We start from the raw sequence: 25,840 nt of genomic DNA on the forward strand, positions 1-25,840 counted from the left end.
CCGTCAGTGTAGGGAGACAAGCCGATCACGGCTGCCGCATCAGGCACTCCTGCCGCGCACCTGGGTGAGCGCCGCCCCCGCGAGCACGATCACCGCGCCCACCGGCGTGGTCCACCGCAGCGACTCCCCGAGGATCGCCACCCCCGCGGCCGTGGCGATGACGGGAATGAAGTACGTGACCATCTGGGCGGTGGTGGGCCCGACTTCCGCGACCAGCCCGTACTGGATCAGCACCGCGAGACCGGTCCCCAGCGCTCCCAGTGCGGCGACGGCCAGCAGCGGGACGAGGGAGAAGTGGTCGGGGGCGCTGGTGAACAGCGGTGTGACGACGGCCAGTTGGACAGTGGCCAGCAGCAACTGGCCCCCGGTCATCGACAGGTGGGAGTTCCCCGTGCCGGCCAGGGTCCGCCGTACGTAGATCCACCCCACCGGATAGCTCAGCGAGGCCAGCAGCGCCATCGCCGTGCCCGTGCCGTCCAGGCCGTGGAAGCCCTGCCAGGCGCCGAGCACGGTGAGGACGCCCAGGAAGCCCAGGCCGAGCCCGGCGACGCGCACCCGGGTGGGGCGGTCCTCGGACAGGGCGACCAGGGACAGGGCCATGCCCCACAGGGGGGAGGTCGCGTTGCAGATCCCGGCCAGGGTGGACGGGATCGTCAGCTCGGAGTAGGCGAACAGGGAGAACGGCAGGGCGTTGAGCAGGAACGCGGCGACCGCCATGTGCCCCCACAGCCGGGCCCCGCGCGGCAGCCGCTCCCGCTTCACCGCCATCGCCGCCACCAGCACCGCCGTACCGAACAGCAACCGTCCGAGGGTGACCTGGAAGGGCGCGTACCCCTCGGTCCCGACCTTGATCAACAGGAAGCTGAAGCCCCAGATCAGGGACAGGGCGCCGAAGCGGAGCCGCCAGCCGAGACGGGGGCGGGGGCCGGCCGTGGCGGGGGAGGGGGACCGGGTGCGGGAGGTGGTGGTGACCGTGCTCATGGTCTCCACGATGCTGGAGGCAACCTCGTAGCACAATCGAGATTTCTCACCTGGTACCTCTTAGAATCACTTACATGTTGAATCTGGAGCGCCTGCGCACCCTCGACGCCCTGGCCCGGCACGGCTCGGTCAGCGCCGCCGCCGAAGCGCTGCACGTCACCACGTCCGCGGTCTCGCAGCAGCTGGGCAAGCTGGAGCGGGAGATCGGCCAGCAGCTCCTCGCCAAGAACGGCCGGGGCGTCCGGCTCACGGACGCCGGCCGGCTGCTGTCGGAGCACGCGGCACGCATCCTGTCGCAGGTCGAGCTGGCCGAGTCCGACCTGGAGGCGCACCGCGGCCAGGTCGTCGGCGAACTGAGGCTGTCGGCCTTCCCCACCGCCGCCCGCGGCCTCTTCCCCGCCGCGCTCGGCGCCCTGCGCACCGCGCACCCGGGCCTGCGCGTGCGCTCCAGCGAACTGGAGCCGGAGAACGGCATCGCCGGGGTCGTCCGCGGCGATCTCGACCTCGCCGTGGTCCTGGACTGGTACAACAAGCCGATGCCCGTGCCCGACGGCCTGGTCAAGGCGCCCCTGCTGGACGACCCGGCCGAGGTCGCCATGCCCGTCGGGCACCGGCTCGCGGGCCGGGACGAGGTCGACCTCACCGAGTTCGCGGAGGACGAGTGGATCACCTGGGGCGAGGGCGAGTTCTGCCACGAGTGGCTGATGTTCACCCTGCGGTCCAAGGGCGTCGAACCGATCGTCGGACACCGCGCGGGCGAGACCCACACCCAACTGGGGCTCGTGGCCGCGGGACTGGGCGTGTGCATCGCGCCGCTGCTGGGCCGGCACCCGGTGCCCGACGGAGTGGTCCTGGTACCGCTCACGCAGCGCGTGCGCCGTCATGTGTACGTGGTCTGGCGGGCGGACGCCGACCGGCGGCCCTCGATCCGCGCGGCCGTGGAAGCCCTGCGCACGGCGGCGCAGAAGCTGGGCTGAGCGCCCTCACGCCCCGCCCAGTTTCCGGAAGTCCCAGGACACGATCTTCTCCGGGGTCAGCCGGGCCCAGGCGTGCCGGCCGTCGTGCGGCATCTCGTCCAGACCGAAGTTCTTGCGTGCGAACAGCGTCTCCGCCGTGTCGAGTTCGGCGCACAGCTCGCCCCTGCGCGGCACCTCGCCCACGAACTCCACCCGGCCGGACAGCTCGACCCCGCGCAACTGGTCGTACTCCTCGCCGGAGTCCACCACGACGGCCACCCGCGGATCCCGGCTCAGCTGAGCCCAGCGCCGGCTGCGCACCACCGAGTACAGCCACAGCGAGGTGCCGTCCCAGGCGAACCACAGCGCGCTCACGTGCGGTGTGCCGCCGGCGGACACGGTCGCGACCCGGCACGTGCGCTGGGCGGTGAGGAACTCGTCCAGCTCGCCGGGCGTCATCATGATCTTCCGGCCCCGGCGCTGCTGCGTGATGGTCATGCGGCCCCCTCTTCTCCCACGTCGTGTCAGAAAACTATGGTGATCCTCTGACATCACGTCAGAAAAGAGAAGCCGTCGTCTTCAAGGGGGCGCGTGCCATGCCGTCGTACGAGCGACTCGACGACCTCCTCGATCCCGCGAGCACCGTCCTGCTCACCGTGGAGTGCCAGCAGGGCGTCGTCGGCCCGGACAGCGCCCTGCCCGAACTCGCCCGCGCGGCCCGCTCGTCCGGTGCCCTGGGCAACGTGGCCCGGCTGGTCGCCACCGCCCACGAGACCGGGGTGCAGGTGATCCACGCGGTCGCCGAGCGCCGCCCCGACGGCCGGGGCGCCAGCCGCAACGCCCGTCTGTTCCGGGCCGCCGAACGGCTGCCCGTGCAGCAGCTCAGCGGCAGCACGGCGGTCCGGGTGGCACCCCCGATCGAGGTAGCCGAGGAGGACTTCGTCGTACGGCGGCTGCACGGGCTGTCGCCGATCCACGGCACCGACGTCGACGCCCTGCTGCGCAACCTCGGCTGCCGCACGCTGGTCGTCACCGGGGTCTCGGCCAACGTCGCCGTCCCCAACGCGGTGTTCGACGCCGTCAACCTCGGCTACACCGCCGTGGTCCCGGCCGACGCCGTCGCGGGGGTGCCCGCCGAGTACACCCGCGCGATGATCCGCAACACCCTCGCACTGGTCGCCACGGTCGCGACCACCGACGAGGTGCTCGGCTGCCTCAGACGGGCGCACGCACGGCGCTGAGCGGGGCTCAGGCCAGCTTGATCTCGTCGCCGGAGACGGCGATCTTCGCCGCCGGCAGCGCCTTCGTCGCCGGTCCCTTCTTCACGCTGCCGTCCGTCACGGAGAACTCGCTGTTGTGACAGGGGCAGACGATCACGCCGTTCGCCACGCTGCCCACCGCGCAGCCCTGGTGGGTGCACTTGGACGAGAACGCCTTGTAGGTGCCCGCCGTCGGCTGCGTGACCACGACACCCTGGTCCTTGAAGATCTTGCCGCCGCCCTCGGGGATGTCCGCGGTCTTCGCGAGCGCGGTGCCGCCGCCGTCCTGCGAGGAACCGGCGGAGCCCGAGCCGGTGTCGACGCTGTCGGACGAGTCGTCGCCCGAACCGCAGGCGGTCAGCGCGGCGGCGAGCCCCGCCGCTCCGGCCGCCGCCATGACGGTACGGCGGGCCGGTCCCGCTGCGGGGTGGAGCGATGGGCTGGTCATGTGGGGTTCCCTTCCGCGAGCTTGTCCTGGTCCGTCATGGGGTACGGCCCGGGGACGGCGGCCGTTCAGACGGGCACCCGGATCCTTCCCGTCCGGCGGTGAACGGGCCGTGAGCCGGCGCTGTGCCCCGGCTGGATTTCCGCCAGCTTTCGGCGCGTTCCGGACAAAGTGGCGCGCGGCCGTGCAGGGACCCGGGAGTGGGGTCCGCCTCCTCGCGGTCGCCGGCGCCGCATTTCTCGCGCGGTGATTACGAGCAAACCCGCTGCACGCGGAGTGTTCGGGACCGTTTACCGCCTCACCGGTCGGATTCGGCGACTCGTCGTCTATCCTTCCACCTCGGGGTTCCGGCACCAATGCGCTTTCGACCGCGTTCGTACAGGTGAAGATCCACTTCTGCGGAAAAGACGGGGGAATCGGCACGTGGAGAACTTAAAGTCGCAACAATCTTCGGAGAACGCTGTTATTCGCGTCCTCATTCTGGACGCGTCGCCGATCACGCGCAGCGGCCTGGGGGCGGTACTGCGCTGCAAGTCCGGTATCGACGTCGTGGCCGAGGCGTGCGACCACCACGAGGCGGTGACGCTGATGGCCGAGACCAAGCCGCACGTCGTCGTCCACACCGTCGAGAGCCCCAACGGCTCGTCGGCGACGCTGCGGCAGGCCAAGGACTGGCAGGGCAAGGTGCTGGCGCTGGTCAGCGACTCCCTGTGCGACTCCGCGACGATCGGCCTCATCGGAAAGGACGCCGACGGAACGCTGCTGCGCAGCGCGCAGGTCGACGACCTGGTGGCCGCGCTGCACATGCTGGTGGCCGGCTACTCCCTCTTCCCGGCACCGGTCACCGCGGCCGGGCCGGCCGAGCGCCGGCTCCCGTCGGCGGCCCTCTCCCCTTCCGCGTTGCCGAGGCCGGCCTCCGCCTCCACGCCCTACCCGCTGACGCCCCGGGAGCACGACGTGCTGCGCCTGCTCGGCCGGGGCCGCACCAACGCCGAGATCTCCGCGCAACTCACGCTCAGCGAGAGCACCGTGAAGTCCCATGTGCAGAATCTGCTGGCGAAACTGGGGCTGCGCAACCGCGTCGAGGCGGCACTGTACGCCGTCGAGGCCGGGCTGGTGGACTGACCGCGGTCGCGCCGGGGCACCGGGCCGCGCACCTGTGGACGGGTGCGCGGCCCGAGCCCTGTCTCAGACCGGGATCTTCGCCGAGGGCAGCTCACCGAGGGCCCGCTCGATCTCCGCCTGCTCCGGCTCGTGGTCGGTCAACGTGTGGGCCAGGTAGGAGTCGTAGGCCGCCATGTCGAAGTTGCCGTGCCCGGAGACGTGGACGAGGATCGCCCGCGCCTCGCCCGCCTCCCGTGCGGCCAGCGCCTCGTCGATCGCCCCGCGCACGCCGTGGGCGGACTCCGGGGCCATCACGAAGCCCTCGTTGCGTGCGAAGAGCACGGCCGCGCTGAAGATGTCGGTCTGCGAGACCGAGCGCGCCTGCACATGGCCGTGCTGTACCAGCGTCCCCATGGTCGGGGAGCTGCCGTGGTGGCGCAGGCCGCCGGCGTGGATGGGGGCGGGCATGAAGTTGTGCCCGAGGGTGAACATCGGCAGCACCGGGCCGAGCGAGGCGGTGTCGGGATAGTCGTAGGCGTAGGTGCCCCGGGTGAGGCTGGGGCAGGCGTCCGGTTCGACCGCGACGAAGCGGGTGCCGGAGCGCTTGCCGGTCAGGGTGTCGTACAGGAACGGGTAGGACAGGCCGGCGTAGCCGGAGCCGCCGCCGACGCAGCCCACCACCACGTCGGGGTAGTCGTCGGCGATCTCCAGCTGCTTCTTGGCCTCCAGTCCGATCACCGACTGGTGGATCAGTACGTTGTTGGAGATCGAGCCGAGCGCGAAGCGGGTGTCCTCGCGGCTGAGCGCGTCCTGCACGGCCTCGCTGATGGCGATGCCGATCGATCCCGGGGAGTCGGGGGCCTGCGCCAGCACCGCGCGCCCGGCGTCGGTGCGCGCGCTGGGCGACGGGTGCACCTCGGCACCCCAGGTCTCCATCAGGATGCGCCGGTAGGGCTTCTGCTGGAACGAGGAGCGGACCATGTAGACGGTGACGTCCAGACCGAACAGCGAGCCCGCGAAGGACAGCGCCGAGCCCCACTGCCCGGCCCCGGTCTCGCTGGTCAGCCGGCGCACACCGTCCTCGGCCGCGTAGAACGCCTGGGCGATGGCGGTGTTGGGCTTGTGGGACCCCGCGGGTGAGACACCCTCGTACTTGAAGTAGATCCGGGCCGGGGTGTCCAGCGCGCGCTCCAGCCGCGTCGCCCGGTGCAGCGGGGAGGGCCGCCAGATCTGGTACAGCTCGCGCACCCGGTCCGGGATCTCGATCCAGCGCTCCTCGGAGAACTCCTGCTCGATGACGCCCTGGGGCAGCAGCCCTGAGAGGTCCTCAGGACGCAGCGGCTCCAGCGTCTGCGGATGCAGCGCGGGCGGCGGGCTCGCCGGCAGGTCGGGAACGATGTTGTACCAGTGGTCCGGAAGGTCTGCGGCGCTCAGGACGACATGCGTGGTGGTCATGGATTTCGCATCCTCACGGGAGGGGGAAAGAGATGCGGCGCGGTGGCGCCGGGATGCCGGACGCGGTCCTGCGGGGGACCTGGCCACCTCATGCTAGAAATGCGGCTCCTGGCCCGCTACCAGGCGAAATGACGAAAGTTCACCCGTCGTCATCCGCCGTCGGTACCGGCACTTTCGGATCTGCCGGACCGGTTTCCGGTGCTTCGGACGGGGCCGCCGCGGGTGCGGGTCCAGCGTCACGGGCCGGCGCGGACAAGCCCGCGCTGAGTCCCGTACCGACCAGGATGCTGCCGGTGACCTGGGCCGCGCCGAGCGTGCCGCTGCCGACGATCGGTGCGGTGAACGCCGCCGCGACCGGGATGAGCCCGGCGAACAGGCTGGTCGCCTCCGGGCCCAGGGTGCGCAGGCCGAGGTAGTAGAAGATGAACGCCGCGGCGGTCACCGCCACCGCCAGGTAGCACAGGGCGCCCAGTTCGCGTGCGTCCGGCCAGCGCAGGTCCCCGCCGGGCAGTTCGACCGCCGCGGTCAGGACGCCCATCTCGACCGTGGCCAGGACGCAGACGTAGGTCGCCACCGGGATCGCCCCCAGCCGGGGCAGCAGCGGTACCGCCAGCAAGGTGAAGGAGACCTCCCCCAGGAGGGCCAGCAGGGAGAACCCGAAGCCGCCCGCGCTGCCGCGCCCGAAGCCGATCAGCAGCGCGGCACCGGCGACCACCAGGGCGGCCGAGGCGATCAGACGCCCCGATATCCGGCGCCGGCTCAGCAGGGGACCGGCGATCGCCACCAGGAGCGGGGTGGCACCGACGATCACGCCGAGTACGGCGGGCTCGGCGGAACTCAGTGCGGCCAGGCAGGCCAGATTGAAGCCGACCAGGCCGGTTCCGGCCAGCAGCGCCAGCAGCGCCCACTCGGATCCGGTCGGCCGCGGCCAGGGCGCGCGCCCGACGACGGACAGCAGCGACAGGCTCAGAGCGCCCAGAGCGAACCGCAGGGTCTGGCCGCTCAGGAACGGATAGTCCGTCAGCAGGCTCGTGGCCACGAAGGAGGTGCCCGCCAGCGCGGTGCCGAGCGCCGCGTAAAGCGCCCCCACGGCCCGAGAAGGCGCCGTTCCCGCCGCCGGTCGTCCGGCCCCGCCCGATTCACTTGAGGTCATGCGGGCAGGTTATTGGCGGAACACGCTATTCCACCAGCGTACTTTCGGATAGCCCGCCGTTTGACTCCGCCAATGGTTCCTCATCATTTCTGGCGTGGTCCCGGCAGCTCGCGCTCCCTACCATTCCAGGCGTCATCGGCGTCATCACCATACGAATGCCGTCCTGTGCGAGGAGCGGATATGTCAGCCCAGGATTTGATCGACCTCACCCAGCACGAGATCAAGGCACTGCGCACTCGGTACAACCTGGCCGACGCGCACACGCATCAGCGGCAGTCCGGCAGCCAGGACAAGATCGTCGCGCGACTGCCCGCGCTCTGGTACGAGTCGGAGGACCTGCAGCAGGCGCATTTCGAGCGGCAGTTCACCGAGGCGTTCTTCCGCCTGCACGGCCAGACGACCGCGCCCGGCCTGGGCCGCACCCTGCTGTCGTACTCGGCCAGCGTGTCCACCATGGTCGCGGCGATGTACCTGCGCCGGCACGACTACACCGTCTCCCTGGTGGAACCCTGCTTCGACAACCTGGTGGACCTCCTGAAGTACCTCGGGACGCCGCCCGCCGCCCTGCCCGAGGAAGCGCTGGCGAACCCGGACACCGTGTACACGGAGCTGACCCGCCTGGTCCGGACGGACGCGCTGTACCTGGTCGACCCCAACAACCCCACCGGATTCACGCTGTTCACCGACGGCGCCCGGGGGTTCGAGGAGGTCCTGCGGTTCTGCCGTGACCAGCGCAAGCTGCTCATACTGGACTTCTGCTTCGCCTCCTTCGCCCTGCACAACGGCCTGGCCCAGCGCCCCGACGTGTACCGGATGCTCGAGGAGTCCGGAGCCAGCTACCTCGCCATCGAGGACACGGGGAAGACATGGCCGGTCCAGGACGCCAAGTGCGCCCTGCTGACAGCGAGCGCGGACATCTACGAGGAGGTGTACAACCTGCACACCTCCGTACTGCTCAACGTCTCCCCCTTCGTGCTGAACTTCCTCACCCACTACGTCGAGGACTCCGTCGCGGACTCCTTCGCCTCGGTGCGCGAGGTGATCGACACCAACCGCGACACGCTGCGACGCGAACTGCCCGAGTCGGTCCTGGAACTGCAGGACGCGCGGGTGGACACCAGCGTCGCCTGGCTGCGCATCCTGCCCTCCGGCCTCACCGCGCAGGACGTCCACGCGCGGCTTCTCCAGGCCGAGGTCTATGTGCTGCCGGGGAACTACTTCTACTGGGACAACCCGGGGCGGGGCGAGCGGTACGTGCGGATCGCGCTGGCGCGCCCGCCGGAGCAGTTCGCCGCCGCCGTACGGGTCATCCGCGAGACGCTGGGCTCCGCCTCCCATGAGCGGTGAGGCGGGCGCCCCGCTCCCGGGGGCCGTCCCGGGACTCGGGACGCTCATCGATGCCTCGGTGTTCATGGGCATGCACAGCGCCGACGACAGGATCAGGACCGCCTGCAAGAACTTCTTCGTCCGGCAACTGGCGGCGGGCAGCCCGCTGGCCATGACCCTGGAGCAGGTGGGGCTGTGCGACGACCTGATCTGGCGGCGGCCGCGTGACGAGCAGGACGCCTACTACCCCTTCATGGACAACCTGCACAGCGAACTGCGGATCACCCGCTTCGGCTTGCGGCAGGACGACGTGCGCACCGCGCTGGAGGCCGCTGCGCTCAAGGGCCTGCCGATCGCCGACGCACTGGTGCTGGCTCCGGCCGTGCACCGGGGCGGCCGGCTGCACAGCGTGGCGCCGCGCCTGCGGAGACGTCCCGGCGCCGGAGCGCTCCTGAGCGCGCCCCCGGACGGTCCGGAGGAGGCGTTCCCCCCTCGGCTGGAGGAGTTGTACCGCCGGTCGCTGGCGCTGCGCGTCGACCTGGCCGCGCTGGACCGCATTTCCTGCCCCGACGACGATGTGGACTCACCATGACGAACGCTGAGACCCCGCAGGGGTCCCCGGCGCGGCCGGGCTCCGGCGTCGCCCTGGAAGCCGGCGCGGCCGGGGCCGCCTCCCGCCCGGACCCCGCCCGCCCGCATACCGCAGGCGCCCCCCTCTCCGGCGTGGTCGTGCCGCTGGTCACCCCGCTCGACCGGCAGGGCCGGGTCCGCGCGGACGACGTGGCGCGGCTGGTCGACTCGGTCCGCGGCGAGGTGACCGCCCTGATGCCGACCCTCAGCTCGGGCGAGGGCTGGCTGCTGACCGAGGCGCAGTGGCGCGACATGGTGGCGGCCACCGTGCGCTGTGCCGACGGCCTGCCGGTCATCGCGGGGGTCCAACTGCCGGACACCGGCGCCGTGGTGGCCCGGACCCGGCTCGCCGCCGAGCTGGGCGCCGACGCGGTGGCGGTCACCACGCCCTTCGGTGCGGGTGTCGGTCAGGAGGACATCGTCACCCACTATGAGCGCGTACTCGGCGCGGGGGCGCCGGTGCTCGTGTACAACGAGGAGGCCTTGTCCGGCAACCGCATCGAGGCCGAGACGCTGGCACGCATCTGCCGGCTCCCGGGTGTGATCGGGGTGAAGGAGTCCAGCGGCGACCCGGCGTTCACCCGGCAGCTGGTGGCGGCCGGCCTGGGGGTGCCGGTCTTCGAGGGCTGGGAGAACCTGCTGTTCCAGGTCCCCGGCGTCGCAGGGTTCATCGGCCCGCTGGCCAATCTGGAGCCGGCGCTGTGCACGGCACTGCTGCGACACCCGACGCCGGCGCTCCAGGCCGAGGTCGACACGGCGTGCGAGACGTACGGCATCCTGCGCGACGACTGGTACCTGCACGTCAAACGCGCCCTGGTGGCGCGAGGCGTCATCAGCACGGACACCACGGCCCAGGACGCTCGCGGGGCCGCCGCGGCGGCGGAGGCGGCGCCGTGATCACGAGGACGGGCGAGGCCCCGGCGCTGCCGCGGTCGGCCACCGTGCAGCAACGGCTGTACTGGCACAACCGCACCGTCCCCGACGCCGCCGGGTATGCCGAACTGCTCGAGCTGGAAGCGGTCTGGCCGCGCGCCGAGGCGGACGCGCTGGCGGACGCGGCGCCCGCCTTCGGCTCGCTGGACGACCTCCTCGAGGCACTGGAACAGCGCCTGCGCTGCGAGGAGAACGATCCCTCGCCCAGCGAGCGGTACCTGGCCGAGCAGGCGACAGCGGCCGAGTTCGCCTATGTCGCGGGGCAGTTCGCCGTGGACGGTCTCGTGGAGTCCCAGTCGCACCTGGGCGTGCTGCCGAGGCTGACGCCCCGGGCCCGCATGGCGGTGATGCGGGTGCTCATCGACGAGTTCGGGTGCGGCAACGAGGCGCAGGAGCACGCCCGGCTGTACGAGCGGCTGATGGTGGAGCTGGGACTGTCCACCGACCCCTTCCACCACGCCGCCAGGGCCTGCGAGGAGACGCTCGCCTATGTCAACCTCTTCCACTGGCTGGCCTCCCGGGCACCCACTCCCGACTATTTCCTCGGCGCCTACGCCTACTTCGAGTCCAGCGTGCTCTACGGCTTCCGCTGCTACGCCGCGGCCTGCGCCCGGTTGGGCATCGCCAACGGCCAGTACTACGACGAGCACCTGCACATCGACGCGTTCCACAGCCGCGAGATGCTGGCCGCGCTGCGCGCCTGGGACCGGGAGCACGGCGCGGACCTGGACAGGGTCTGGGCCGGTGTCGAACTGACCAGCGCGACCATCGCCCGCGCCACCGAGGCGGCGGTACGCCGGGCCCGCGCGGAGGCCGGCCGGTGAGCGGCTCGGAGCGGGCAGCCGGGCGGCCCCGGCTGCGCCAAGTGGACGCCGACACGGTGGCCGTGGAGTGGCAGGGCCCTGAGGGCCAGGGCGGTGTGCTCGTCGAGGCGCGCTGTCCGCACCGGGGCGGCCTGCTGCGGCACGCCCACGTGAACGCCGCGGCGACCCGTCTGGTGTGCCCCCTGCACCACTCGGCCTTCGACCTGACCGACAACGGCACGCAGACCTCCGGTCCGGCATGCCGCGCACTGCGCGTCGGCCCTCTGCCGCAGTGAGCCGGGTGGCGCGCCGCCTCGGGTACTCCTCGCCAGTGATCACCCTCGGTTACTATGCTCACTTCATGCCCGAGGCCGGACCAAGGGGCGGACGGCCAGTGCGAGGCTGAAGAGACGGACGGCCCAGAAAAATGTTGAAAGAGGTCACCGCGACCCGCTACATCACGCCCCTGCGTGAGGGCGGCTCGCTGCCGGGGCTCGTCGAGGCCGACGACTTCGGGACCTACGTCATGAAGTTCACCGGCGCCGGACAGGGCCGCAAGACCCTGGTCGCCGAGGTGGTGTGCGGCGAGCTCGCCCGGCGCCTCGGATTCCGTATGCCCCGGCTGGTCACCGTCCAGCTGGACCCCGTCCTCGGGCTCGGCGAGCCCGAACAGCAGGTGCAGGACCTGCTCCGGGGCAGCGGCGGCACCAACCTCGGCATGGACTTCCTGTCCGGCGCCCTCGGCTACGACCCGCTCGCCTTCCCGGTGAGTTCCGAGGAGGCCGGCCGGATCGTCTGGTTCGACGCGCTCATCAACAACGTCGACCGCTCCTGGCGCAACCCCAACCTGCTGGTGCACCAGGGCGAGCTGTGGCTCATCGACCACGGCGCCACCATGATCTGGCACCACAACTGGCCCGCCGCCGAGGCCTCGGCGGCCCGCCCGTACGACGCCTCCGACCACGCCCTCGCCCGCTTCGCCCCGGACGTCGCCGCGGCCGCGGCCGAGCTGGCCCCCCGGGTCACCGAGGACCTGCTCGCCGAGGTCACCGCCGAGATCCCGGAGGTCTGGCTCGCCGACGAGCCCGGCTTCGACACCCCGGACGAGCTGCGCCGGGCCTACGCGCGGCCGCTGCTCGCGCGGGCGGCCGTCGTCGCCGAGCGGATCACCGGCGTCGGCACCGGACAGGAGGAGGGCAAGTGAGCGAGCGCCACATCCACATGGCCGGCCATGTGACCGAGCGGCACATCACCCGGGCGGGCCAGGGCGGCGACCGGGACGTGTTCGAGTACGCGCTGCTGCGGGTCGTGCCCCGGGTCGAGCGCGGGGAGTGCATCAACGCGGGCGTGGTCGTCTACTGCCGCGCCCGCGGCTACGTCGGCGCCCGCACCCATCTGGACGAGGCCCGGCTGCTCGCCCTGGACCCGGCCGCCGACGTGGCCGGGGTGCGCGCCGCGCTCGGTGCGATCGAGCGCCACTGCGCGGGCGGCGAGCAGGCCGGACAGGCCGCCGGTGACGACGCGGGGCGCCGCTACCGCTGGCTGGTCGCGCCCCGCTCCACCGTGGTCCAGCCCGGTCCCGTGCACACCGGGCTGACCGCCGACCCGGCCGCCGAGACGGAGCGGTTGCTGGACCTCCTGGTGAGGTAATGGATCACACCGGCCGGATGTGCCGTTGACACCGCGTGCCAGGGCTTCTAGCGTCACGGGTGCTGAAGGTACTAAGCGGTCGCTCACCGCACCAGGGGCCCTCCCGGAGGGCCCGACAGGTCTCTCAAGACGTTCTCTCAAGGGCGAGGAGAAACAGCAATGTCCACCACTGAACAGCGGGTCGCGATCGTCACCGGCGCGGCACGCGGCATCGGCGCCGCCACCGCCGTACGACTGGCCGCCGAAGGTCGCGCGGTCGCCGTGATCGACCTGGACGAGGCCGCCTGCAAGGACACCGTCGAGAAGATCACCGCGGCCGGCGGCAAGGCCATCGCGGTCGGCGCCGACGTCTCCGACGAGGCGCAGGTCGAGGCGGCCGTCGCCCGGGTCGTGGAGGAGCTGGGCGCCCCGACGATCCTGGTCAACAACGCGGGCGTGCTGCGCGACAACCTGCTGTTCAAGATGAGCGTCTCCGACTGGGACACGGTCATGAACGTGCACCTGCGCGGCTCGTTCCTGATGACCAAGGCCGTCCAGAAGCACATGGTGGACGCCGGCTGGGGCCGGGTCGTCAACCTCTCCTCCTCCTCGGCGCTCGGCAACCGCGGCCAGGTCAACTACTCGGCCGCCAAGGCGGGCCTGCAGGGCTTCACCAAGACCCTCGCCATCGAGCTGGGCAAGTTCGGCATCACGGCCAACGCCGTCGCCCCCGGCTTCATCGCCACCGAGATGACCAAGGCCACCGCGGACCGCGTCGGCATGGGCTTCGAGGACTTCAAGAAGGCCGCCGCCACCCAGATCCCCGTGCAGCGTGTCGGCGAGCCCGAGGACATCGCCAACGCCATCGCCTTCTTCACCGGCGAGGCGGCCGGCTTCGTCTCCGGCCAGGTGCTGTACGTCGCCGGCGGACCGCTCAACTAAGGGATTCAGGGGAACCACGGACATGACTGAACTCCCGGAGCTTTCCGGCAAGGTCGCGATCGTCACCGGCGCCAGCCGCGGCATCGGCTACGGCGTCGCCGAGGCACTGGTCGCGCGCGGCGACCGCGTGTGCATCACCGGCCGCGGCGAGGACGCCCTGAAGGAGGCCGTCGAGCAGCTCGGCGCCGAGCGGGTCATCGCCGTCGCCGGCAAGGCACACGACCTGGACCATCAGAGCGAGGTCGTCGAGCGCACCATGGCGGCCTTCGGCCGGGTCGACTTCCTGGTAAACAACGCGGGCACCAACCCCGTGTTCGGTCCGATCGCGGACCTCGACCTGGACGTCGCCCGCAAGGTCTTCGAGACCAACGTGATCTCCGCGCTCGGCTTCGCCCAGAAGACCTGGCACGCCTGGCAGAAGGACAACGGCGGCGCGATCGTCAACATCGCCTCGGTCGCCGGCCTCGCGCCCTCGCCGTTCATCGGCGCGTACGGCGTCAGCAAGGCCGCGATGATCAACCTGACCCAGCAGCTGGCGCACGAGTTCGCGCCGAAGGTCCGGGTCAACGCGATCGCCCCGGCCGTGGTCAAGACGAAGTTCGCGCAGGCCCTGTACGAGGGCCGGGAGGAGGAGGCGGCCGCCGCCTACCCGCTCGCCCGGCTCGGTGTGCCCTCCGACATCGGCGGGGCCGCCGCGTTCCTCACCTCCGAGCAGTCCGACTGGATCACCGGCCAGACGCTCGTCGTGGACGGCGGCATCTTCCTCAACGCCGGCGTCGGCTGAGACGGGACATCTCTTCCGGGCGTCGATTTTCGGACGGATCGGCGCCCGGAAGGCCGTACAGGAACCGCTCAGCGGAATGACAACGTCGTCATCGCTCAGTCGATCAAGAAGGGCCGTTTCCGGGCAGGTTCAGGGAGCCGAACGCTGCGGTATGGTCTGCCGACCCTTGGTGCGGCAGATCGAGGAGCGTGCGCGTGTTCAACCGGAACCGATTCCTGCGGAAAGTCGCGGCGATCGCGTCCATATCCCTGGTGGCCGGATGCAGTCTGTTGTCCGACGGCGACCCCGACAGTCAGGGCCCGATCGTCGTGGGCACCACCAGCGCCCCCAGCACGCTGGACCCGGCGGGTGCCTGGGACGGCTCCTGGGAGCTGTACCGGAACATCTTCCAGACGCTCCTCGCCTACCCCAACGGCGCCACCACCCCCCAGCCCGACGCCGCCCAGAGCTGCTCCTTCACCGACTCCAGCAGCCGCACCTACCGCTGCAAGCTGCGGGCCGGCCTGAAGTTCGCCGACGGCGACCCGCTGACCGCCGAGGCCGTCCGGCACTCGATCGACCGCATCCGCACCATCGACGCCCCCGGCGGTCCCGCCGGGCTGCTCGGCAGCCTGGACAAGGTCGAGACCTCCGGCGACCGCGAGATCGTCTTCCACCTCAACCAGCCCGACGCGACCTTCCCGTTCGTGCTGGCCACCCCCGCGATGTCGATCGTCGACCCGGACGACTACCCCGCGACCTCCCTGCGCAAGGACACCTCGGTCCACGGCTCCGGGCCGTACGAGCTGCAGTCCTACGAGGAGGGCTCCGAGGCCGTCCTGGTCCGCAACGACACCTACAAGGGCTTCGCCGAGCGGAAGAACGACGCGGTGACCATCCGCTACTTCAAGGACTCCGCCGGCATGGTCGAGGCCCTCAGGGACAAGCGGATCGACGTCACCTACCGCGGCCTCGCCGCCGACGACATCCTCGCCCTGCAGGAGCACGACAACGAGGACCTGCAACTGGTCGACGGCGCCGGCACCGACATCAGCTACCTGGTGTTCAACCCGAAGGACCCGTGGGCCAAGCAGCCCGCCGTGCGCAAGGCCATCGCCCAGATCGTGGACCGGGGCGCGATCGCGCACAAGATCTACAAGGACACCGTCGACCCGCTGTACTCGATGGTGCCCGCGGGCCTGACCGGCCACGCCACGCCCTTCTTCGACGACTACGGCGAACCGAGCGTCTCCAAGGCCCGCAAGATCCTCTCCGACGCCGGCATCACCCGGCCCGTCCCGCTCACCCTCTGGTACACCACCGACCGCTACGGCTCCGAGACCGCCCTGATGTTCCAGGAGCTGAAGCGGCAGCTGGACGGCTCCGGCCTGTTCACCATCACCCTCAAGAGCCGCCCCTGGAAGACCTATGTGGTCGGCTACCAGAAGGGCGAGTACCCGGTGTTCGGGCGCGGCTGGTTCCCGGACTTCCCGGACGCGGACAACTTCATCGCCCCGTTCGTCGGCGAGCACAACGCCCTCGGCACGCCCTACCCGGCCAAGGAGATCACCGACCGGCTGCTGCCCCACGCGCGCTCGGAGAGCGACCGCGCCCGGACCGTCAAGGACGTGGAGGCGGCCCAGCAGATCATGGTGAACGACGCCCGGCTGATCCCGCTGTGGCAGGGCCGGCAGTTCGTGGCGGCCAGCGTCGACATCTCCGGCGGCGAGCAGGCCCTCGACCCGTCGACGATCATGATGATGTGGACGCTGCACCGCAAGACCAGCTGGTGAGCCCGGCTGTCGGGCTCGGTGAACGGCCCTCGCGGCTCCGGTTGTCAGTGGTCGCCTGTAGGTTCTGAATCCTGGAAGTGACCGCACGCCGTAGTTGATCGACATCGTGAGGACGTTGACGTGACCGACATCGCCATGCTGCCCGACTCCTGGCGCGGGGTTCTGGGCGACGAGCTGCAGCAGCCCTACTTCAAGGAGCTGACCGAGTTCGTCGAGGAGGAGCGGGCGAAGGGTCCCGTCTACCCGCCGCGCGAGGAGGTCTTCGCCGCGCTGGACGCGACGCCGTACGACCAGGTGAAGGTCCTCATCCTCGGCCAGGACCCGTACCACGGCGAGGGCCAGGGCCACGGCCTGTGCTTCTCGGTCCGCCCCGGCGTCAAGACCCCGCCCTCCCTGCGGAACATCTACAAGGAGATGCAGGAGGAGCTGGGTCTGCCCGTCCCGGACAACGGCTATCTGATGCCGTGGGCCCGGCAGGGCGTGCTGCTGCTCAACGCGGTCCTCACCGTCCGGGGCGGCGAGGCCAACTCGCACAAGGGCAAGGGCTGGGAGAAGTTCACGGACGCGGTGATCCGCGCGGTGGTCTCCCGCCCCGACCCGGCGGTCTTCGTCCTGTGGGGCAACTACGCGCAGAAGAAGCTCCCGCTGATCGACGAGACCCGGCACGCGGTGGTCAAGGGCGCGCACCCCTCCCCGCTCTCCGCGAAGAAGTTCTTCGGCTCCCGCCCGTTCACCCAGATCAACGAGGCGATCGCCGCGCAGGGGCACGAGCCGATCGACTGGCGCATCCCGAACCTGGGCTGACGCTCGCGGGAGGGGGAGCCACGGCGCCGCCTGTCCGGGAATCCGGTGCGCGCCGGTTAGCGTCAGGACCGAACCATTGCCGACGGTCCGGAGGGCACCCGTGGTGGAGCGACAGGAGCAGGCGGCGCCGGACACTGTGCTGACGCGGATCGGGCAGGTCGTCATGCTGCACCACGGCGGCGACCGCGAGGAGGCCCGCAGCCGCTTCCTGGACCTGTGGACGGAGATCGGCGAGGAGGGCGACCCGCTGCACCGCTGCACCCTGGCCCACTACCTGGCCGACACCCAGGACGACCCGGCGGACGAACTCGCCTGGGACCTGCGGGCGCTGTCGGCGGCGGAGGAGCTGGCCGACGGCCGCGCGGGCGGCGACCCGGCGAGCGTGCAGGGCTTCTTCCCCTCCCTGCACCTCAACCTGGCCGCCGACTACGTCAAACTGGGCCGCGCCGAGGCCGCCCGCAGCCACCTGCGCCGGGCCCGCACGGCCGCGGGCACCCTCGCCGACGACGGTTACGGCGCGGGGGTGCGGTCGGCGATCAGCCGGCTGGCGGTGCGGTTGGGGGAGGACGGGTAGCTCCGCCGGCGGGGGCGGCTCAGTGGCCGTACGTCTGTTCGCAGATCCTCGCCTCCGGACTGCCTCTCCGCCAGCCTCCGTACGCCCTGCCCAGGGCGCACACGTCCGGGGCTCGCACCAGGGGCGGGGTGGGCGAGGTGGTGTGCGGTTGCCCGGTGTGGGCCGGGCGCGGGGGCTCGGGCGGGGTCGGTGGCCGGTGCGGGGGCTCTGGCGCGGCCTGGGCACGGTGCCGTGCGGGGGGCCCGGAGCGATCCGGGCGCCGGGACGGGCTGGCCATCTCCAGTGCCTCGCGGGCCGGTGCCTGGACCACCCGGGGTTCCGCGCTGCCGTCCGGCCGGGGCGCGGTCGGCTGGGAGGGTGCGGTGTCCGGCGGTGGCGCCGGTGCCGTCGCCGGGTGCCGTACCGTCACACAGCCGGAGAGGGCCGAGACGGCCACGGTGACCAGAAGCGCTGCGGTCGTCGTCGTTCGATACACCCGCGCAACTCTGCTGGGTCGGCACCGGCTTGGCACCGGGTAGCCGAGTCGGATGCGCCCGCACGGGTGATTGCGTGCCCCGTGCGGAGGGTTCCGCGGTGCCGGTGCTGACGTTCAGGCCCCGGTGGCGCCGTCGCGCCGCGCGCCCAGCAGGCCCGCGAGCAGTTCCCGCAGCCCGGTGCGGATCTCCTCCAGGTCGGGTGTCCGGCTGCTGAACGAACCGGCCGCGCAGGAGAACATCAGCCCGTCCGCCCACGCGACCAGGGACAGCACATGGCGGTCCGGGTCGGGTGAGCCCGCGGCGGTGAGCAGCGCGGCCAGCTGCTCCTTGAACACGGCGCCGGTCCGGTCGTAGAAGGCGCGCAGCTCGGGCCGGCGGGTGGCCTCCAGGGCCAGTTCGTAACGGGCGATCAGCAGCTCGCGGTTGCGGGTCAGCGAGCGGTGCACCGCGAGCGCCAGCCCGTCCGCCAGCGCCTCGGGTCCGCCGCTCGGGTCCGGCATCTCCTCCAGCGCCAGCACCCGCGCCTCCCGCTCCGCGTGCCGGCGTACCGCGAGTTCCAGCAGGGCCTGCCGGGTGCGCGCCACGTTCGACGTCGAGCCCGGCGGCAGCCCGGCCGCCTCGTCCACCGCCCGGTGGGTCAGTCCGCGCATGCCGCGCTCGGCGAGCAGGGAGAGGGCCGCGTCGGCGACGAGGCCGGCGCGGGAGGTGCTGGGGCTGCTGGGGCTCGCTACGGACATGAGCCGACCCTACCCGTCTCACTACGGCTGTAGTAGAGTCGCCGCGTACTACAGGTGTAGTCACGAGGAGGGGTCATGGCACAGCCGGCGCGCGTCATCGTCATCGGCGGGGGAATCGGAGGGCTGGCCGCGGCGGCGGCACTGCACCTCAAGGGCTGGTCCGTGACCGTGCTGGAGCGCGCGCCCGCCCTGGACCCCGTCGGCGCGGCCATCTCGCTCGCCCCGAACGCCCTGCGCGCCCTCGATGTGCTCGGCATCGGCGAGGAGATCCGCGACCTGGCCGCCTGGCAGGGCGACGGCGGACTGCGCACCCCCGGCGGGCGCTGGCTGTCCCGCTCCAGTGCCGAGGCCGCCGCCGCCCGCTTCGGCGGCCCCCTGGTCCTGCTGCCCCGGGCCACCCTGGTCGACCGGCTCGCCGCCCTGCTCCCGCCCGGCGCCGTCCGCACCGCGACGACCGCGTCCCTCGCCGACCCCGGCGACCGGGCCCGTCCCGCCCGCGTGACCGCCGGTGAGCAGGAACTGGAGGCCGAGCTGGTCGTCGGCGCGGACGGCATCAACTCGCGGGTCCGCGCCGCCCTGTTCCCCGCCCATCCCGGGCCCGTGTACGCGGGGTTCACCACCTGGCGGCTGCTGATCCCGGTGCCCGGCGCGGACTTCGCCTCGCACGAGACCTGGGGCCGCGGTCACATCTGGGGCACCCACCCGCTCAAGGACGGCCGGGTATACGCCTACGCGGCGGCCACGACCCGGGCGGGGGAGCGGGCGCCGGACGACGAGAGGGCCGAACTCCTGCGCCGCTACGGCGACTGGCACGACCCGATCCCCGCCGTGCTCGCCGCCGCCCGCCCCGCGGACGTGCTCCGGCACGACGTCCACCACCTGGCCCAGCCCCTGCCCGCCTACCACTCGGGCCGGACCGTGCTGCTCGGCGACGCCGCCCACGCCATGCCCCCGACCCTCGGCCAGGGCGGCAACCAGGCCGTCGAGGACGCCGTCGTCCTCGCCCACCACAGCGAGGATCCGCCCGCCTACACCGCCGCCCGCCTCCCCCGGACGACCGCGATCGCCCGCCAGGCCGTGCGGGTCGCCCGCCTCAACATGGCCGGCAACCGGGCCGTCGTAGCCGTACGCAACACGGCCCTCGCGGCCCTGTCGCAGGCCGGACCGGCGCTCTTCCTGCGGAGCTTCGACGGCATCGCCGACTGGCGGCCCCCGTATGCTTCCGGCAGGCAACACGCAGGCACGCGGTAGGGAGAACACGTGAAGGTCGGCTGCATCGGACTCGGGGACATCGCGCAGAAGGCCTACCTGCCGGTGCTCGGCACGCAGCCGGGAGTCGAACTGCACCTGCAGACCCGTACGCCCGCCACCCTCGACCGGGTCGCGGACGCCCTGCACCTGCCGCGCGAGCAGCGGCACACCACCCTGGACTCGCTGCTCGCCGCCGGCCTCGACGCGGCCTTCGTGCACGCGCCGACCGCCGTCCACCCCGAGATCGTCACCCGGCTGCTGGAGGCCGGCGTGCCGACGTACGTGGACAAGCCGCTCGCCTACCGGCTCGCCGACTCCGAGCGGCTGGTCGCCCTGGCCGAGCAGCGCGGCGTCTCGCTGTTCGTCGGCTTCAACCGCCGGTACGCCCCCGGGTACCTCCAGTGCCTGGACCACCCGCGCGAGCTGATCCTCATGCAGAAGAACCGGATCGGGCTGCCCGAGGAAGCCCGCTCGATGATCCTGGACGACTTCGTCCATGTCGTCGACACCCTGCGGTTCCTGGTGCCGGGGCCGGTCGACGACGTGACCGTCCGGGCCCGCGTCGAGGGCGGCCTGGTCCACCACGTCGTGCTCCAGCTCGCCGGGGACGGGTTCACCGCGGTCGGGATGATGAACCGGCTCAGCGGCTCCAGCGAGGAGATCCTGGAGGTGTCCGGGCAGGACACCAAGCGCCAGGTGGTCAACCTCGCCGAGGTGATCGACCACAAGGGGCAGCCCACCGTGCGCCGGCGCGGCGACTGGGTGCCGGTGGCCCGGCAGCGCGGCATCGAGCAGGCGGTCCTCGCCTTCCTCGACGCCGTACGGGCCGGGCAGGTGCTCAGCGCGAAGGACGCGCTGGCGACTCATGAACTGTGCGAGCGGGTGGTGCGAGCGGTTCAGGAGCGCTCCGGCGCAGCCTGAGCGCCCGCGCCCCCTCGGTCACGCCCAGCGCGACCAGCACCAGCAGCGCGCCGTGCACCGGCCAGTCGCCGAAGCGGACGTACGGCGTGACGCCGTGCGCGAGCGGTACGTCGTACACCCGCGCGGTGCTCGCGCCGGTGCCGAGCCACGGGCCGAGGCGCTGCCCGCCCGGGCCGTACACCGCCGAGACGCCCGTGAGCGTCGAGTGCACCACCGGGCGGCCGGTCTCGGCGGCGCGCAGCGCGGCCAGCGAGGCGTGCTGCTCCGGCGCCCAGCTGTGCTGGAAGGACGAGGTGGAGGACTGGCCCAGGAGGACGTCCGCGCCGTCCTGGGCGAGGTGCCGGCTCATGTCCGGGAACGCGGTCTCGAAGCAGATCAGCGGGCCGACGCGCAGCCCGTGCCCCACGTTCATCACGGTCTGCCCGGTGCCGCGGTGCCGGTCCTCGCCGGCGGCCCGGCCCACCGAGGTGGCCCAGCCGAGCAGCGAACGGGCCGGTATGTACTCGCCGAACGGGACCAGCCGCATCTTGTCGTACCGGTCGCCGGTCAGGCCGTGCGGGCCGACCAGCACCGAACTCTTGTAGATACCGGGCCGGTCGGAGCGGCGGGCGTCCACGTTCACCAGCAGGTCGGCGCCGGTCTCGCGGGACAGCGCGGCCAGCCGCCGGGCCAGGTCGGGACGGTCGTCCAGGTCGAAGCCGACGCTGGACTCGCCCCACACCACCAGGTCGACGCCTTGCCCGGCGAGCCGCCGGGTCAGCTGCTCCTCCCGGTCGAACCGCTTGTCACCGCTGCCCTGCCCGGCCACGATCCCCGGCTGTACGACGGCGATCCGCACCCGCTGGTCGACGTCCGGGCGCGGTGCCCACGCCCACGCGGCCGAGGTCGCGGCGGCCGTGGCGACCAGCGAGGCCACGGCCGGCACCCGCGACTCACGGACGGCGAGCAGCACGGCCACCGCCACGTTGACGGCCACCACCAGGAAGCTGAGCAGCCACACCCCGCCGACCGAGGCCAGCCGCAGCGCCGGACCCACCTGCCACTGGCTGGCGCCGAGCATCCCCCACGGCCCGCCGAGGCCCTGCCAGGACCGGACCAGCTCCACCGCGAGCCAGGCCGACGGCAGCACCAGCAGCGCGACGGCCGCCCGGCCCGGGGACGGCACCCCGCCCAGGAACCGGCGCACCAGCCAGCCCCAGGGCGCCCAGAGCAGGCCCAGCAGCGCGGCGATCAGGAAGATGAACACGTGCAGGCTGGGCAGCAGCCAGTGGTGGACGGCCACCAGGAAGCCGATGCCGCCCCACCAGCCGTCGTACAGGGCCCGCCGCCCGGTCGGCGCGGAGCGGGCCAGCAGGATCCACGGCACCAGGGCGACGTAGGCGCACCACCACAGCGAGGGGGCGGGGAACGCGAGCACGGGAAGGGCGCCGGCCAGGGCCGCGGTGGCCGAGCGGCGCCAGGGGGAGGTCAGCCAGTGGTCGATCATCCTCATAGGGAGCCTCCCTACCCAGCCGATGGCTCCAGTGTGCGCGTGGGATGCGGGGCGGCGCGCGTTTCAGCCCGCGCCGGGCAGCCGGCGCCACTTCTCGTGGACGACGACCTCGCTCAGCCGCCAGCCCTCCGGTGTGCGCAGTACCCCGAAGTCGTACCGTCCACCGCACTCCAGGTCCGGGGCGGCGGAGCCGTCGGTGGCGGTGAGGCGCATGGGGTTGAGGTAGTCGGCGCGGACGCGGGCGGTGTCACCGGTGTCGTGGTCCAGGACGCCGAAGCGCACCTGGCGGTTGACGATCAGGTGCTGGCGCACGGCGAACCGGGCCAGGCTCTCGGCGAGCCAGCCCGCGACCCGGTCCGCGTCGCCCTCGATGCCGCCCGCCGAGCGGTAGTCGGCCCGGCCGTCGGCCGTGAACAGGTCCCGGTACGCCCTCCAGTCGCCGTCGTCCACCGCCACCGCGTACGCGGTGACCAGGTCGTCCACGGCCAGCCGGTCCCTCACGGTCGCGAACTCCGCACGCTGCGTCATCGGCACAGTGTTGGGCACGGCGGGCCCGGAGCCAAGAGGTGTGCGGGGTGAATATTCGGTGGTGCGGGACGTGTGCGGCGGCCGAGGCTGTCCCCGTGAACGACGAAACCACCACGACCGAGCCGAAGTTCCGTATCCGTGCGCGGTACACCGACACCACGGTCACCGTGTACCAGGCCTATCGCCCGGAGATCGGCCGTCCGGCCGCTCGCACCGGACGGTTCCCGTCCGCGTGGAAGCGGGACCGGATGACCTGGATCAAGCCGTCCTTCCTGTGGATGATGTACCGCTGCGGCTGGGGCACCAAGGAGGGCCAGGAGACCGTCCTCGCCGTCGACATCAGCCGCGAGGGCTTCGAGTGGGCCCTGCGCCACTCCTGCCTGTCCCACTACGTGCCCGAGCTGCACACGGACCAGGACGCCTGGAAGCGGCAGTTGCGGAGCAGCCCGGCCCGCGTGCAGTGGGACCCGGAGCGGGATCTGCACCTGAACCCGCTGCCGTACCGCTCCTTGCAGCTCGGCCTCTCCGGGGAGGCGGCGGCCCGGTACGCCGACGAGTGGATCGTCGGCATCGAGGACGTCACCCCGCTGGCCACGGAGATCCACGCGCTGGTGCGGGCGGGCGAGCTGGAGCGGGCGAGCGGGCTGTTGCCGCGGGAGACGCCGTACCCGGCACCCGACGAGGCGCTGGCGCACCTGCGGGCGTAGGTGCACGACGGTCCGGTCATGGGGCTGTCAGGCCGCCTTGATGACCCGCCCGCGGATCGCCTCGGCCCACTCGATCACCAACAGCTCGTACTCCGCGCGCTCCTGGGCCGACAGGGTGCCGCTCGCACGCAGCCACAGCGCCCGGATCTGCTCGTTCACCTCGGCGGCAGACCGCACGGAACCAGGGGGCAGGGATTCGGGGGACATGCGGACCAGCCTAGGGGCAAGCACTGACAGCCCGCTACCGCGTGGCTACGCAGAAGGTATGGGGTTGGTCACCGCCACCGCCCCGCCATGTGCCGCCGGCCGCGAAGTCCCCGGCGTCCGAGGGGCGTTGCCCAGGTCGCGGGCGGACCGCGACCACACGGAAGATGTCCGAAACAGGGGCGGTGGGGCGGGCCCGGGGTCTGCCTCTGTCCGAGCCGAACGCGCTCGGGCTCAGCCTCGGCTTCGCGACTGCCGGCGAACGTCCGTCAGTAGCCGCAGTGAGTGTCTCGGCCAGCGGCCAGCCGGGCCTTTGTGGGAGACGACTGGGAGATGACCAAGGAAATCGGGCGCGGGCTGCCGCTGGTCTCCGCGGGAGGACGGTAGATCCCGACAGGGGCTACTGGTGCCACGCCGACGTTCTACCCGGCCGACTCCGCCGCGTGCGGGCTCAGTACGCCCGCGCCGACCAGGGCGATGATCACGATGCCGAGGGCGATGCGGTACCAGACGAACGGCATGAAGCTCTTGTTGGAGATCCACTTCATGAACCAGGCGATGACCGCGTAGCCGGAGGCGAAGGCGATCACCGTGGCGAAGAGGGTGGGCGGCCAGTCCACGTGGCCCTCGCCCAGCGAGTCCTTCACCTCGAAGGCGCCGGAGGCGAGGACGGCGGGGATGGCGAGGAGGAAGGAGTAGCGGGCCGCGGCCTCGCGCTTGTAGCCCATGAACAGGCCGCCGCTGATCGTCGCGCCGGAGCGGGAGACGCCGGGGATGAGGGCGCAGGCCTGGCAGAGGCCGAAGACCAGACCGTCCTTGACCCCCAGGTTCTCCAGTGTCTTGCGCTGCTTGGGCGCCCGGTGCCGGCGGCCGGTCTCGTCGCGGGCCGCCATCCGGTCGGCGATGCCGATGACCAGGCCCACGACGATGAGCATGGTCGCGGTGATCCGCAGATCCCGGAACGGCCCCTCGATCTGGTCCTTCAGCGTCACGCCCAGCACCCCGATCGGGATGGAGCCCACGATCACCAGCCAGCCCATCTGCGCGTCGTGGTTGTGCCGCATCGCCTTGTCGAACAGCGAGCGGAACCAGGACGAGATGATCCGCCCGATGTCCTTGCGGAAATAGATGAGGACCGCGGTCTCCGTGCCGATCTGCGTGATGGCGGTGAAGGCCGCGCCCGGGTCCTTCCAGCCCGAGAACGCCGCGGTCAGCCGCAGGTGCGCGCTGGAGGAGACGGGCAGGAACTCGGTCAGCCCCTGGACGAGTCCGAGGACGAGGGATTCAAACCAAGACATGAAGGTATGGCGTCCAAGCGCTGTTTGAAGACGAGGTGATCATGTGACGGACGAAGCGTAGCGGGCCCGTCTGACAGCGCGGCAACAGGGGCCGGACAGTCGCCGGCCCGCTTCTGGGGCGCGAGCCGGCTTCCGCCGCCGGAACCGGCTACGCGGCCGTCGGCCCGGCCAGCGTCCAGCCCGGGGCCTGCGGATGCGCGGTCAGGTCCTCGTGGCGCACCGGATCACCGCAGGCCTGGCACGTGACCACCGGCACCAGTTCGCTGCCGCAGGAATGCTCGACGACCATCGGCAGGTCGGCGCCCTTGCGGAGATGGCGGTCGCCCCACTCCTTGAGGGTCATCAGGACCGGCTCCAGCTCCAGGCCCGCCTGCGTGGGCCGGTACTCGAACCGCTGGGGGCGCTCGCTGTAGAGGCGCTTGGTGAGGATCCCGGCGTCCACGAGCCGGCGCAGCCGGGCGGACAGGATGTCGCGCGGGGCGCCGGTGTTGCGCACGAGCTGGTCGAAGCGGCCGTTGCCCAGGCACACCTCGCGCAGGACGAGCAGGGAGTACTTCTCGCCGACCAGCGCGAGGGCGTCGGCGATGGAACAGGGGCGCGGGTCCTTCGTGGCGGCCATGCGGCCAGTCTAGATGAGGGTTTGATTTTCCAACTGAAGGGGCTATGGTGAGTTCGG

At 71.9% G+C, this 25,840-nt stretch carries 29 protein-coding genes; 18 read left to right on the plus strand and 11 right to left on the minus strand.

The annotated features are described in order from the left end of the window. Window positions 1-39 precede the first annotated feature (39 nt). Window positions 40-981 (minus strand): DMT family transporter, encoded by a 942-nt coding sequence (locus ACZ4U1_RS39095; protein ID WP_467908930.1) that lies wholly within the window; start codon window positions 979-981, stop codon window positions 40-42. 74 nt (window positions 982-1,055) lie between these two features. On the opposite strand from ACZ4U1_RS39095, the gene ACZ4U1_RS39100 reads away from it, so the two are divergent. Further along, window positions 1,056-1,958 (plus strand): LysR family transcriptional regulator, encoded by a 903-nt coding sequence (locus ACZ4U1_RS39100; protein WP_467908931.1) that lies wholly within the window; start codon window positions 1,056-1,058, stop codon window positions 1,956-1,958. 6 nt (window positions 1,959-1,964) lie between these two features. Here the strand turns inward: ACZ4U1_RS39100 and ACZ4U1_RS39105 are convergent, their stop codons facing one another. Next, window positions 1,965-2,435, minus strand: coding sequence for a pyridoxamine 5'-phosphate oxidase family protein (locus ACZ4U1_RS39105; protein WP_467908932.1), 471 nt, complete (start codon window positions 2,433-2,435; stop codon window positions 1,965-1,967). 98 nt (window positions 2,436-2,533) lie between these two features. Between ACZ4U1_RS39105 and ACZ4U1_RS39110 the strand changes: the two genes are divergently transcribed. Further along, a complete protein-coding gene (locus tag ACZ4U1_RS39110) occupies window positions 2,534-3,178 on the plus strand; it encodes a cysteine hydrolase family protein (protein ID WP_467908933.1) in 645 nt (214 codons plus the stop codon). Window positions 3,179-3,185: 7 nt separating this feature from the next. On the opposite strand, the gene ACZ4U1_RS39115 is transcribed toward ACZ4U1_RS39110, so the two are convergent. Continuing rightward, window positions 3,186-3,644: a Rieske (2Fe-2S) protein gene (locus ACZ4U1_RS39115; protein WP_467908934.1), complete on the minus strand. Its 459-nt coding sequence runs from the start codon at window positions 3,642-3,644 to the stop codon at window positions 3,186-3,188. Between the two features lie 420 nt (window positions 3,645-4,064). Between ACZ4U1_RS39115 and ACZ4U1_RS39120 the strand changes: the two genes are divergently transcribed. Continuing rightward, window positions 4,065-4,766 carry a LuxR C-terminal-related transcriptional regulator gene (locus ACZ4U1_RS39120; RefSeq protein WP_467908935.1) on the plus strand — a complete coding sequence of 234 codons (702 nt, stop codon included), beginning with the start codon at window positions 4,065-4,067 and terminating at the stop codon, window positions 4,764-4,766. A 63-nt stretch (window positions 4,767-4,829) separates the two neighbouring features. Here the strand turns inward: ACZ4U1_RS39120 and ACZ4U1_RS39125 are convergent, their stop codons facing one another. Further along, the gene (locus ACZ4U1_RS39125; protein WP_467908936.1) at window positions 4,830-6,200 is read right to left on the minus strand and encodes a TrpB-like pyridoxal phosphate-dependent enzyme; all 1,371 of its coding nucleotides are present in this window, start codon (window positions 6,198-6,200) and stop codon (window positions 4,830-4,832) included. A gap of 139 nt (window positions 6,201-6,339) precedes the next feature. After that, window positions 6,340-7,290, minus strand: a complete 951-nt coding sequence (locus ACZ4U1_RS39130) for a DMT family transporter (RefSeq protein WP_467908937.1) — start codon at window positions 7,288-7,290, stop codon at window positions 6,340-6,342. A gap of 243 nt (window positions 7,291-7,533) precedes the next feature. Between ACZ4U1_RS39130 and ACZ4U1_RS39135 the strand changes: the two genes are divergently transcribed. The 12 genes from ACZ4U1_RS39135 to ACZ4U1_RS39190 all read left to right on the plus strand — a co-directional run bounded on the left by ACZ4U1_RS39135 (window position 7,534) and on the right by ACZ4U1_RS39190 (window position 17,550). Next, complete coding sequence (locus tag ACZ4U1_RS39135) at window positions 7,534-8,700, plus strand: aminotransferase class I/II-fold pyridoxal phosphate-dependent enzyme (RefSeq protein ID WP_467908938.1); 1,167 nt, start codon at window positions 7,534-7,536, stop codon at window positions 8,698-8,700. After that, window positions 8,690-9,271, plus strand: coding sequence for a DUF6190 family protein (locus ACZ4U1_RS39140; RefSeq protein ID WP_467908939.1), 582 nt, complete (start codon window positions 8,690-8,692; stop codon window positions 9,269-9,271). The genes ACZ4U1_RS39135 and ACZ4U1_RS39140 overlap by 11 nt, the downstream gene beginning before the upstream one ends. Continuing rightward, the gene (locus ACZ4U1_RS39145; RefSeq protein WP_467908940.1) at window positions 9,268-10,206 is read left to right on the plus strand and encodes a dihydrodipicolinate synthase family protein; all 939 of its coding nucleotides are present in this window, start codon (window positions 9,268-9,270) and stop codon (window positions 10,204-10,206) included. The genes ACZ4U1_RS39140 and ACZ4U1_RS39145 overlap by 4 nt, the downstream gene beginning before the upstream one ends. Continuing rightward, the gene (locus ACZ4U1_RS39150; protein WP_467908941.1) at window positions 10,203-11,066 is read left to right on the plus strand and encodes an iron-containing redox enzyme family protein; all 864 of its coding nucleotides are present in this window, start codon (window positions 10,203-10,205) and stop codon (window positions 11,064-11,066) included. The genes ACZ4U1_RS39145 and ACZ4U1_RS39150 overlap by 4 nt, the downstream gene beginning before the upstream one ends. Continuing rightward, entirely contained in the window at window positions 11,063-11,341 is a 279-nt protein-coding gene (locus tag ACZ4U1_RS39155) for a Rieske 2Fe-2S domain-containing protein (protein ID WP_467908942.1), read from the plus strand. Before ACZ4U1_RS39150 ends, ACZ4U1_RS39155 begins: the two co-directional genes overlap by 4 nt. Window positions 11,342-11,472: 131 nt before the next feature. Next, window positions 11,473-12,249 carry a HipA family kinase gene (locus ACZ4U1_RS39160; protein WP_467908943.1) on the plus strand — a complete coding sequence of 259 codons (777 nt, stop codon included), beginning with the start codon at window positions 11,473-11,475 and terminating at the stop codon, window positions 12,247-12,249. Next, a complete protein-coding gene (locus tag ACZ4U1_RS39165; protein WP_467908944.1) occupies window positions 12,246-12,695 on the plus strand; it encodes a DUF3037 domain-containing protein in 450 nt (149 codons plus the stop codon). The genes ACZ4U1_RS39160 and ACZ4U1_RS39165 overlap by 4 nt, the downstream gene beginning before the upstream one ends. A 159-nt stretch (window positions 12,696-12,854) precedes the next feature. Continuing rightward, window positions 12,855-13,616, plus strand: coding sequence for a 3-oxoacyl-ACP reductase FabG (fabG, locus tag ACZ4U1_RS39170; protein WP_467908945.1), 762 nt, complete (start codon window positions 12,855-12,857; stop codon window positions 13,614-13,616). A gap of 22 nt (window positions 13,617-13,638) precedes the next feature. Next, window positions 13,639-14,400 (plus strand): SDR family oxidoreductase, encoded by a 762-nt coding sequence (locus tag ACZ4U1_RS39175; protein ID WP_467908946.1) that lies wholly within the window; start codon window positions 13,639-13,641, stop codon window positions 14,398-14,400. 194 nt (window positions 14,401-14,594) lie between these two features. After that, the gene (locus ACZ4U1_RS39180; protein WP_467908947.1) at window positions 14,595-16,172 is read left to right on the plus strand and encodes an ABC transporter substrate-binding protein; all 1,578 of its coding nucleotides are present in this window, start codon (window positions 14,595-14,597) and stop codon (window positions 16,170-16,172) included. A gap of 120 nt (window positions 16,173-16,292) precedes the next feature. Beyond that, complete coding sequence (ung, locus tag ACZ4U1_RS39185; protein WP_467908948.1) at window positions 16,293-16,976, plus strand: uracil-DNA glycosylase; 684 nt, start codon at window positions 16,293-16,295, stop codon at window positions 16,974-16,976. A gap of 100 nt (window positions 16,977-17,076) precedes the next feature. Then, complete coding sequence (locus ACZ4U1_RS39190) at window positions 17,077-17,550, plus strand: hypothetical protein (protein ID WP_467908949.1); 474 nt, start codon at window positions 17,077-17,079, stop codon at window positions 17,548-17,550. Window positions 17,551-18,139: 589 nt separating this feature from the next. Here ACZ4U1_RS39190 and ACZ4U1_RS39195 read toward each other — a convergent pair. Continuing rightward, window positions 18,140-18,763, minus strand: coding sequence for a TetR/AcrR family transcriptional regulator (locus tag ACZ4U1_RS39195; protein ID WP_467908950.1), 624 nt, complete (start codon window positions 18,761-18,763; stop codon window positions 18,140-18,142). A gap of 75 nt (window positions 18,764-18,838) precedes the next feature. On the opposite strand from ACZ4U1_RS39195, the gene ACZ4U1_RS39200 reads away from it, so the two are divergent. Together ACZ4U1_RS39200 and ACZ4U1_RS39205 are read left to right on the plus strand one after the other, a co-directional pair. Then, the gene (locus tag ACZ4U1_RS39200) at window positions 18,839-20,014 is read left to right on the plus strand and encodes an FAD-dependent monooxygenase (RefSeq protein WP_467908951.1); all 1,176 of its coding nucleotides are present in this window, start codon (window positions 18,839-18,841) and stop codon (window positions 20,012-20,014) included. Between the two features lie 9 nt (window positions 20,015-20,023). Next, window positions 20,024-20,935 carry a Gfo/Idh/MocA family protein gene (locus ACZ4U1_RS39205; protein ID WP_467908952.1) on the plus strand — a complete coding sequence of 304 codons (912 nt, stop codon included), beginning with the start codon at window positions 20,024-20,026 and terminating at the stop codon, window positions 20,933-20,935. Here the strand turns inward: ACZ4U1_RS39205 and lnt are convergent. Together lnt and ACZ4U1_RS39215 are read right to left on the minus strand one after the other, a co-directional pair. Beyond that, window positions 20,853-22,427 carry an apolipoprotein N-acyltransferase gene (gene lnt / locus ACZ4U1_RS39210; RefSeq protein ID WP_467908953.1) on the minus strand — a complete coding sequence of 525 codons (1,575 nt, stop codon included), beginning with the start codon at window positions 22,425-22,427 and terminating at the stop codon, window positions 20,853-20,855. The genes ACZ4U1_RS39205 and lnt overlap by 83 nt on opposite strands. A 63-nt stretch (window positions 22,428-22,490) precedes the next feature. Continuing rightward, window positions 22,491-22,955: a nuclear transport factor 2 family protein gene (locus tag ACZ4U1_RS39215; protein ID WP_467908954.1), complete on the minus strand. Its 465-nt coding sequence runs from the start codon at window positions 22,953-22,955 to the stop codon at window positions 22,491-22,493. A gap of 95 nt (window positions 22,956-23,050) precedes the next feature. Between ACZ4U1_RS39215 and ACZ4U1_RS39220 the strand changes: the two genes are divergently transcribed. Then, the gene (locus tag ACZ4U1_RS39220; protein WP_467908955.1) at window positions 23,051-23,662 is read left to right on the plus strand and encodes a DUF4291 domain-containing protein; all 612 of its coding nucleotides are present in this window, start codon (window positions 23,051-23,053) and stop codon (window positions 23,660-23,662) included. Between the two features lie 27 nt (window positions 23,663-23,689). Here ACZ4U1_RS39220 and ACZ4U1_RS39225 read toward each other — a convergent pair whose 3' ends face one another. From ACZ4U1_RS39225 to ACZ4U1_RS39235, 3 genes are all read right to left on the minus strand, one after another. Continuing rightward, the gene (locus ACZ4U1_RS39225; protein ID WP_467908956.1) at window positions 23,690-23,869 is read right to left on the minus strand and encodes a hypothetical protein; all 180 of its coding nucleotides are present in this window, start codon (window positions 23,867-23,869) and stop codon (window positions 23,690-23,692) included. 419 nt (window positions 23,870-24,288) lie between these two features. Further along, window positions 24,289-25,164 (minus strand): undecaprenyl-diphosphate phosphatase, encoded by an 876-nt coding sequence (locus ACZ4U1_RS39230; protein ID WP_467908957.1) that lies wholly within the window; start codon window positions 25,162-25,164, stop codon window positions 24,289-24,291. A gap of 148 nt (window positions 25,165-25,312) precedes the next feature. Continuing rightward, window positions 25,313-25,783, minus strand: coding sequence for a winged helix-turn-helix transcriptional regulator (locus tag ACZ4U1_RS39235; protein WP_467908958.1), 471 nt, complete (start codon window positions 25,781-25,783; stop codon window positions 25,313-25,315). Window positions 25,784-25,840: the final 57 nt, after the last annotated feature.

This window comes from Streptomyces sp. NPDC028928 (assembly GCF_055564915.1).

Excerpts from the sequence above, each read along its gene's own strand:
- ACZ4U1_RS39115 (WP_467908934.1), bottom strand. The coding sequence starts at position 3,644 with ATGACCAGCCCATCGCTCCACCCCGCAGCGGGACCGGCCCGCCGTACC.
- ACZ4U1_RS39225 (WP_467908956.1), bottom strand. The coding sequence starts at position 23,869 with ATGTCCCCCGAATCCCTGCCCCCTGGTTCCGTGCGGTCTGCCGCCGAG.
- ACZ4U1_RS39215 (WP_467908954.1), bottom strand. The coding sequence starts at position 22,955 with ATGACGCAGCGTGCGGAGTTCGCGACCGTGAGGGACCGGCTGGCCGTG.
- ACZ4U1_RS39200 (WP_467908951.1), top strand. The coding sequence starts at position 18,839 with ATGGCACAGCCGGCGCGCGTCATCGTCATCGGCGGGGGAATCGGAGGG.
- ACZ4U1_RS39195 (WP_467908950.1), bottom strand. The coding sequence starts at position 18,763 with ATGTCCGTAGCGAGCCCCAGCAGCCCCAGCACCTCCCGCGCCGGCCTC.
- ACZ4U1_RS39175 (WP_467908946.1), top strand. The coding sequence starts at position 13,639 with ATGACTGAACTCCCGGAGCTTTCCGGCAAGGTCGCGATCGTCACCGGC.
- ACZ4U1_RS39110 (WP_467908933.1), top strand. The coding sequence starts at position 2,534 with ATGCCGTCGTACGAGCGACTCGACGACCTCCTCGATCCCGCGAGCACC.
- ACZ4U1_RS39125 (WP_467908936.1), bottom strand. The coding sequence starts at position 6,200 with ATGACCACCACGCATGTCGTCCTGAGCGCCGCAGACCTTCCGGACCAC.
- ACZ4U1_RS39095 (WP_467908930.1), bottom strand. The coding sequence starts at position 981 with ATGAGCACGGTCACCACCACCTCCCGCACCCGGTCCCCCTCCCCCGCC.
- ACZ4U1_RS39140 (WP_467908939.1), top strand. The coding sequence starts at position 8,690 with ATGAGCGGTGAGGCGGGCGCCCCGCTCCCGGGGGCCGTCCCGGGACTC.
- ACZ4U1_RS39100 (WP_467908931.1), top strand. The coding sequence starts at position 1,056 with ATGTTGAATCTGGAGCGCCTGCGCACCCTCGACGCCCTGGCCCGGCAC.
- fabG (WP_467908945.1), top strand. The coding sequence starts at position 12,855 with ATGTCCACCACTGAACAGCGGGTCGCGATCGTCACCGGCGCGGCACGC.
- ACZ4U1_RS39160 (WP_467908943.1), top strand. The coding sequence starts at position 11,473 with ATGTTGAAAGAGGTCACCGCGACCCGCTACATCACGCCCCTGCGTGAG.
- ACZ4U1_RS39235 (WP_467908958.1), bottom strand. The coding sequence starts at position 25,783 with ATGGCCGCCACGAAGGACCCGCGCCCCTGTTCCATCGCCGACGCCCTC.
- ACZ4U1_RS39145 (WP_467908940.1), top strand. The coding sequence starts at position 9,268 with ATGACGAACGCTGAGACCCCGCAGGGGTCCCCGGCGCGGCCGGGCTCC.
- ACZ4U1_RS39230 (WP_467908957.1), bottom strand. The coding sequence starts at position 25,164 with ATGTCTTGGTTTGAATCCCTCGTCCTCGGACTCGTCCAGGGGCTGACC.
- ACZ4U1_RS39105 (WP_467908932.1), bottom strand. The coding sequence starts at position 2,435 with ATGACCATCACGCAGCAGCGCCGGGGCCGGAAGATCATGATGACGCCC.
- ACZ4U1_RS39135 (WP_467908938.1), top strand. The coding sequence starts at position 7,534 with ATGTCAGCCCAGGATTTGATCGACCTCACCCAGCACGAGATCAAGGCA.
- lnt (WP_467908953.1), bottom strand. The coding sequence starts at position 22,427 with ATGAGGATGATCGACCACTGGCTGACCTCCCCCTGGCGCCGCTCGGCC.